7 protein-coding genes are annotated in these 7055 nt (G+C 44.8%); 2 read left to right on the top strand and 5 right to left on the bottom strand.

Going from position 1 to position 7055, the window contains the following annotated elements:
* The first annotated feature begins 392 nt into the window (after nucleotides 1-392).
* Together purH and purD are read left to right on the top strand one after the other, a co-directional pair.
* The gene (gene purH / locus PSI23_RS14445) at nucleotides 393-1982 is read left to right on the top strand and encodes a bifunctional phosphoribosylaminoimidazolecarboxamide formyltransferase/IMP cyclohydrolase (RefSeq protein ID WP_273555744.1); all 1590 of its coding nucleotides are present in this window, start codon (nucleotides 393-395) and stop codon (nucleotides 1980-1982) included.
* 30 nt (nucleotides 1983-2012) lie between these two features.
* Nucleotides 2013-3311 (top strand): phosphoribosylamine--glycine ligase, encoded by a 1299-nt coding sequence (purD, locus tag PSI23_RS14440; RefSeq protein ID WP_273555743.1) that lies wholly within the window; start codon nucleotides 2013-2015, stop codon nucleotides 3309-3311.
* A 40-nt stretch (nucleotides 3312-3351) separates the two neighbouring features.
* Here the strand turns inward: purD and PSI23_RS14435 are convergent, their stop codons facing one another.
* From PSI23_RS14435 to hemE, 5 genes are all read right to left on the bottom strand, one after another.
* Nucleotides 3352-4059, bottom strand: a complete 708-nt coding sequence (locus PSI23_RS14435) for a DUF1481 domain-containing protein (protein ID WP_306309598.1) — start codon at nucleotides 4057-4059, stop codon at nucleotides 3352-3354.
* Nucleotides 4060-4100: 41 nt separating this feature from the next.
* Nucleotides 4101-4373 carry a nucleoid-associated protein HU-alpha gene (gene hupA / locus PSI23_RS14430; protein WP_273555742.1) on the bottom strand — a complete coding sequence of 91 codons (273 nt, stop codon included), beginning with the start codon at nucleotides 4371-4373 and terminating at the stop codon, nucleotides 4101-4103.
* A gap of 185 nt (nucleotides 4374-4558) precedes the next feature.
* Nucleotides 4559-5149 (bottom strand): YjaG family protein, encoded by a 591-nt coding sequence (locus PSI23_RS14425; protein WP_273555741.1) that lies wholly within the window; start codon nucleotides 5147-5149, stop codon nucleotides 4559-4561.
* 76 nt (nucleotides 5150-5225) lie between these two features.
* Entirely contained in the window at nucleotides 5226-5903 is a 678-nt protein-coding gene (gene nfi, locus PSI23_RS14420; RefSeq protein ID WP_273555740.1) for a deoxyribonuclease V, read from the bottom strand.
* 4 nt (nucleotides 5904-5907) lie between these two features.
* The gene (gene hemE, locus PSI23_RS14415; RefSeq protein WP_273555739.1) at nucleotides 5908-6972 is read right to left on the bottom strand and encodes a uroporphyrinogen decarboxylase; all 1065 of its coding nucleotides are present in this window, start codon (nucleotides 6970-6972) and stop codon (nucleotides 5908-5910) included.
* Nucleotides 6973-7055: the final 83 nt, after the last annotated feature.

Here is a 7055-nt window from a genome sequence, read left to right as displayed (position 1 = left end):
ACGCGTTTCGCCTCCGAAGTCAAGCGCTTATTTTCGCTTTTCTTCGCTGCCCGCCGCGGCGTGTCTCAGCTCAGCGTCGGTCAGTGGTGGCGCATTATAGGGAGTTTTCCGCGGCTGGCAAGAGTTTTTTTGAAAAAAATTATCGTTTGACTAATCACACAGCAAAACCCCTATTTATACCAAGTTACACACACAATTATCCACAGAGCAATATTTTGATGAAATTTATCGAGCATCACGCAAACGTTTTCGTTACAATCTCGAAGGAAAAATCACCAAGTATTTTTTCCAGATTGTTTTGAAGTGTTATTGAAGAAACCATTTTTTCTATAAATCAGTGGATTTTCCCCAATAGCACATTCTTGTTTTATGAAATTCGAAGGATCACACCAATGCAACAGCTTCGTCCAATCCGTCGTGCCCTGCTAAGTGTTTCTGACAAAGCGGGAGTTATTGAATTTGCCAAAGCCTTATCCAGTCGCGGTATCGAACTGCTTTCAACGGGTGGCACTGCTCGTCTGCTGGCCGAAGCAGGATTGAATGTCACTGAGGTTTCTGACTACACAGGTTTCCCCGAAATGATGGATGGTCGCGTTAAAACACTGCATCCCAAAGTTCATGGTGGCATTTTGGGTCGGCGTGGGCAGGATGATGAAGTGATGGCACAACATCAAATTTCGCAGATTGATATGGTAGTCGTTAACCTTTATCCCTTTGCTCAAACTGTGGCAAAACCAGATTGCTCTCTGGAAGATGCCGTAGAGAATATTGATATCGGCGGCCCGACAATGGTTCGCTCCGCTGCCAAAAACCACAAAGATGTGGCGATTGTTGTTAATAGCCAAGATTACGCTAAAATTATTGAGGAGATGGATAACAACCAAAATTCACTAACACAATCCACTCGTTTTAATTTAGCCATTAAAGCATTCGAGCATACCGCCGCATATGACAGCATGATTGCCAACTACTTTGGCAAACTGGTTCCTCCATATCATGGCGAAATTGATCAACCATCTGGGCGCTTCCCTCGCACGCTAAATCTGAATTTCATTAAAAAGCAAGATATGCGCTATGGTGAAAATAGCCACCAAGACGCAGCCTTCTATATAGAAGAACAAATCGCGGAGGCTTCAATTGCTACGGCAACCCAGTTGCAAGGCAAGGCTCTCTCTTATAACAATATCGCAGATACTGATGCCGCACTGGAATGTGTCAAAACCTTCTTTGAACCTGCCTGCGTCATTGTCAAGCACGCCAATCCTTGTGGTGTTGCGATTGGCACTGACATCCATACCGCCTATGACCGCGCTTTTAAGACCGATCCTACTTCCGCATTCGGGGGCATCATTGCGTTTAACCGTGAACTAGATGCCAATACCGCCCAGATCATCATTGAACGTCAGTTTGTTGAAGTCATCATCGCTCCTTCTATTAATGAAGCAGCTCTGCCAATTCTGGCAACCAAACAAAATGTCCGCGTTTTGGCATGCGGTGAATGGAACACTCCTGTTGCCAACTTAGATTTCAAACGTGTCAATGGTGGCTTACTGGTACAGGATCGTGATTTAGGCATGGTGACAGAAAATGATCTGATTGTTGTATCCAAACGCCAGCCAACAGAACAAGAAATGCAAGACGCCCTGTTCTGCTGGAAAGTCGCTAAATTCGTCAAATCCAATGCTATTGTTTATGCCAAGGATAATATGACCGTTGGCATTGGAGCTGGGCAAATGAGCCGTGTTTACTCTGCCAAAATCGCTGGTATTAAAGCCGCAGATGAAGGTTTGGAAGTTGAGGGCTGTGCCATGGCTTCAGATGCATTTTTCCCATTCAGGGATGGTATTGATGCCGCAGCTGCTGTAGGAGTGAGCTGTATTATCCAGCCAGGTGGTTCCATTCGTGATGATGAAGTAATTGCCGCCGCCAATGAACACGGTATTGCCATGATTTTCACTGGCATGCGTCATTTTCGCCATTAACAACCTCTGCCTTATTAATAGGAGCCTCAGATGAACATATTGATTATTGGCAATGGTGGAAGAGAACATGCATTAGCCTGGAAAGCGGCGCAGTCTCCTCTGGCAAACAAGGTTTATGTCGCACCGGGTAATGCGGGCACCGCGTTGGAAGCAAATTTAGAAAATGTAGACATTGCCGCGACAGACATTGAAGGGTTGCTGGCCTTTGCCCAAGACCATGAGATTGGCCTGACTATTGTAGGGCCTGAAGCTCCACTGGTTATCGGTGTGGTTGATACTTTCAAGCAGGCAGGGCTGACTATTTTCGGCCCAACCAAAGCGGCTGCCCAATTGGAAGGTTCCAAAGCTTTTACCAAGGATTTCCTTGCTCGTCATCATATACCCACGGCAGCCTACCAAAATTTTACAGAAATTGACCCCGCACTGGTTTATTTGGAAAAGATGGGCACACCAATCGTCATTAAAGCCGATGGCCTCGCGGCGGGTAAAGGCGTAGTGGTTGCTACAACCATGGAAGAAGCACAAAGCGCCGTCAAAGATATGCTGGCTGGTAATGCGTTTGGTGATGCAGGGCATCGTATTGTCATCGAAGAATTTCTGGATGGGGAAGAAGCCAGTTTTATTGTCATGGTGGATGGCAAAAATGTAGTTCCTATGGCAACCAGTCAAGATCACAAGCGCGTGGGTGACGCTGATACAGGGCCGAATACTGGAGGAATGGGAGCTTATTCACCAGCGCCGGTAGTAACGAATGAGATCCACCAGTGTGTGATGGAAAAAATCATTTACCCTACTGTGGAAGGAATGGCAGCCGAAGGTCATACCTATGTTGGTTTTCTCTATGCGGGGTTGATGATTGATAAACAGGGTGAACCGAAAGTCATCGAGTTTAACTGCCGATTTGGTGATCCTGAAACTCAACCTATCATGATGCGTCTACGCTCTGATTTGGTCGAATTGTGCCTTGCTGGAGCCAAAGGCCTGTTAGACGAAAAAACATCTGCATGGGACGAACGTCCTGCCTTAGGGATAGTACTGGCAGCGGGAGGTTATCCGGCCAGTTATGCCAAAGGTGATGTTATTAGTGGATTAGTACAAAAATCAGATACCAGTGAATCAGATACAAATGAAAAGATCTTTCATGCTGGAACAGCTTTTAAGGACGGAAATGTTATCACTGCGGGTGGGCGTGTTTTATGTGTTACTGCTTTAGGTTGTGATATTGCTGACGCCCAGAAAAAAGCATATCTGAGGGCTGAACAAATTAACTGGGAAGGTTGTTTTTATCGTAAAGATATTGGCTATCGGGCAATTGTTCGTTTGAAATAGTTCCAAAAATAGATCAACCTAAGCCGACGGAAGTACAGAATTACAGCTTATCTTTCGTCGGCTCCCAACGACAAAAATCATCATTGGCGACCAACAATAACTGTTTTCCTTTAGGCGAATCCAGCCATGCAATAGTCAGTAAAGTGGAGCTGTTACTACTCCTTTCTTCGAGCCACTTCTGATCATAAGGCTCAAATTCAATGAACAATTGTTTTCCTGAACAGGTAGTCACTCTTCCATTCAACCAGTGCCCTTGTAATAACTCAACCTTATCTGCAATTAAAGCGTCACTAATTTTCTCTATTTGCTCAGCATCAGATTTCAGACGAGCCATATCATCATCGGATAACGGTTCATTACGTTTTTGCAATTGACGCAGCTTAAAAATGACAGAGTTATCTTGATCGATACGTAACGTTTCTGCGATTGGAGGGTTATCAAGCACACTACGGCGGATTTGCCACAAGCTACCATGACGATATTCGTAGAAAGTCACCATAGTGTTTCTATTATAAGTATCTTCAATATGGATATTTTGATTGCGGATATCTTGATTATGGTAAGGACTGTAAACACTCATAATAACCTGAGGTTTACCATTTTGATCATTCAAACGCCATAAGCGAACAACGCCTCCGCTCTCGATTACAGAAGCAGTGGCGCTGAAAAGAGGTGTTTTTAGTTGAGTCGAGCAGGCGCTGAGCAAAGAGATGCCTCCTAATGCTAACAGCCCCTGTAGAATCAACAAAAGGGGTTTATTCCCCCCTCTTATTTTTTTTAGCAATACGATTACTTAACTGCGTCTTTCAGTGCTTTACCAGCAGAGAAAGCAGGTACGTTTGCTGCTGCAATTTTGATTTCTTTACCAGTCTGTGGGTTGCGGCCTGTGCGCTCTGCACGGTGGTTAACTTTGAAAGTACCAAAGCCTACCAATTGCACAGCATCACCATTTTTCAGTGATTCAGTGATTGCATTTAAAGTTGATTCCAGGGCAGCTTTAGCCTGAGTTTTATTCAGATCTGCGCCTGCTGCAATTGCATCAACTAATTCAGTCTTATTCATAGATTATCCTTACAGTGTGTTTATCGTTTGCAAAGCATCGAGTGCGACGGATATGCCGATTTGACAGCACCCCTGCATACACGCACCGATAGCCACTTCTTTTCGCCCCCCAATGTAGAACAGAGTGAGGGCAAAAGTGAAGCCTTTAAATGCGGCAAATCAAGCATTAAGTCACGTTTTATGAGTTATTGCTCCAAATTTATGCCGATATTACTAACCTCCGCCTCACGGAGATCAGCCTTTAATCCTTTAATTAATTCGATATCCCGTTCTTCGCAATTTGCCAATAAACGGTAAATCTCCCATTGAATATCCCATTCTTCCTCAATGGCAGGTAGTATTTTCAACTCATCCTCAGTCATTTCCCTACCAGCCTGCGTCATTTCCAGCATAGCAACAGTACGGATAGATATTTCACTGACGGCTATTGTATGCTCTAACGTCGAGCCACTCAGACGAGAATGAATCACTTCACCCAGTGCAATACACGCATCAATCGCTGGGTACACACCATAAATATCATAATCTTCTGATGATGGGATAATAGCTTCCAATTTTTCCAGCTGATTATCAAAATTTATTTTTACATCTTTAACGACCAATACTTCCCACACAAGATCTAAAATGCGTCGATATTGTGCAGGATCTACAAACTCGCTTTGGCGACAAAACACCTGATAATTCGGGTACATTCGCTCACATAGACTAGCCATAAAAGTCAAATGTTGCCAACTTTCGAGTTTCTCCAACCTCAGGTGGATCGGGTTTCTTAACATTGGTCGTTACTCATAATGCCTAATTTGCGTCGAAGTTTACCTGAAAATCAAGAATATCCACACTTTTACGCCAAAATTATAGATTTTTCTGCATTGTTTGCTTAAAAAATGGTCTATTTGAGGCAATCCCATCCGCCCAACGGATTGGTTCAGGCAACTTATAGCCCTTCAGACATTGCTCAACCCAAAATACCGCACTATCAATACTGACCTTATGACCGAGGGAAATATAGAGGGGATTGCATCTTTTTTTGCTTCTCAATACGACACCGATCTGTTCACCATGATCCATCAACGGCTGACGACTTCCCTGAATCTCTCCTACCAGTGCATGCTCACCACACAAACGGCTTTTTGCCACTCCAATTGTTGGGATATCCGCTAATACTCCAAAATGGCTAGCAACTCCAAAACGCCGAGGATGAGCAATGCCCTGACCATCCACCATCACCAAATCAGGCCGCAAGCTTAATTTTTGCCATGCAGCCATCAGTGCAGGATATTCACGAAATGAGAGTAAACCGGGGATATAGGGAAGAACCGTATCAATTCTGGCAATTTGGTATTCGACCAATTCTAGTGAAGGATACTGCAACACCGCAATGGCGGCACGAGTCACCGTACCGCTCTCTTCAAACCCAACATCAGCACCCGCAATGAACTTTGGCATAAAAGATGTAGAAAACGCATCATGGCGGATAACCTGCCGCGATTTTTCTATCTGTTCCTGACGCAATGCTTTTGTCTTAATCATAGAATCATTGATGGTATTTTGCTGAAAGTCGGTGTACTGCTTCGACAAATGCACCTGCGTGCTCTGGTGGAACATCCTGATGGATGCCATGCCCCAAATTGAAAACATGCCCGTTGCCCACACCAAAATCTTGTAAAATTGTCGAAACTTCTTTTTCAATTCGTGCTGGCTGAGCATATAGCATGGAGGGGTCCATATTGCCCTGCAAAGCGACCTTATCGCCAACGCGCCGACGTGCATCAGCAATATTTGTCGTCCAATCCAAGCCAAGGGCATCACAACCGGTTGCTGCCATCGCTTCAAGCCATTGCCCTCCCCCTTTTGTAAACAGGGTAACAGGCACACGACGTCCTTCATGTTCGCGGATCAACCCATCAACAATTTTATGCATATATTGCAGGGAGAATTCCAGGTAATCGCGCCGGGACAAAACGCCTCCCCACGTATCGAAAATCATGACAGATTGAGCGCCCGCTTTTATTTGCGCATTCAGATATAGAATAACGCTGTTTGCCAATTTATCCAGTAGCATATGCAACGTAGCAGGCTCCGCATACATCATGGATTTAATTTTGGTGAAAGCCTTGCTGCTTCCTCCCTCAACCATATAAGTTGCTAATGTCCACGGGCTACCAGAAAAACCAATCAGAGGAACCTGCCCCGCCAATGCCTTACGAATAGTACGTACGGCGTCCATCACATAGCCCAGTTCCAATTCTGGATCGGGTACAGGTAATTTTTCGACATCAGCATGATTTTGGATCGGAGAATGAAAACGTGGCCCTTCACCCGCTTCGAAATAAAGCCCCAGCCCCATGGCATCGGGAATAGTCAAAATATCAGAAAACAGGATAGCCGCATCCAGAGGAAAACGACGCAAGGGCTGGAGAGTGACTTCACAAGCCAATTCAGTGTTTTTGCATAACGAGATGAAATCTCCTGCTGCCTGACGCGTAGCTTTATATTCAGGTAAATATCGACCGGCCTGACGCATCATCCATACAGGTGTTATATCGACGGGCTGACGCAATAAGGCACGCAGATAGCGGTCGTTTTTCAACTCATTCATGACAAGCTCCCTTGATTAATTGGTCACAGCACTTTTCTACAGCGCCGTTCCGCTGAAATATGCACGAAAAACAATATGCACAA

Source organism: Xenorhabdus yunnanensis (genome assembly GCF_028598805.1).
GTDB classification, from domain to species: domain Bacteria; phylum Pseudomonadota; class Gammaproteobacteria; order Enterobacterales; family Enterobacteriaceae; genus Xenorhabdus; species Xenorhabdus yunnanensis.
Note: the sequence above shows the minus strand (reverse complement) of the source record. Positions and strands in the feature narration are given on the sequence as shown.

Bases quoted from the DNA above. Each gene is read 5' to 3' on its own strand.
- purH (WP_273555744.1), top strand. From the start codon at position 393: ATGCAACAGCTTCGTCCAATCCGTCGTGCCCTGCTAAGTGTTTCTGAC.
- purD (WP_273555743.1), top strand. From the start codon at position 2,013: ATGAACATATTGATTATTGGCAATGGTGGAAGAGAACATGCATTAGCC.
- hupA (WP_273555742.1), bottom strand. From the start codon at position 4,373: ATGAATAAGACTGAATTAGTTGATGCAATTGCAGCAGGCGCAGATCTG.
- PSI23_RS14425 (WP_273555741.1), bottom strand. From the start codon at position 5,149: ATGTTAAGAAACCCGATCCACCTGAGGTTGGAGAAACTCGAAAGTTGG.
- nfi (WP_273555740.1), bottom strand. From the start codon at position 5,903: ATGATTAAGACAAAAGCATTGCGTCAGGAACAGATAGAAAAATCGCGG.
- hemE (WP_273555739.1), bottom strand. From the start codon at position 6,972: ATGAATGAGTTGAAAAACGACCGCTATCTGCGTGCCTTATTGCGTCAG.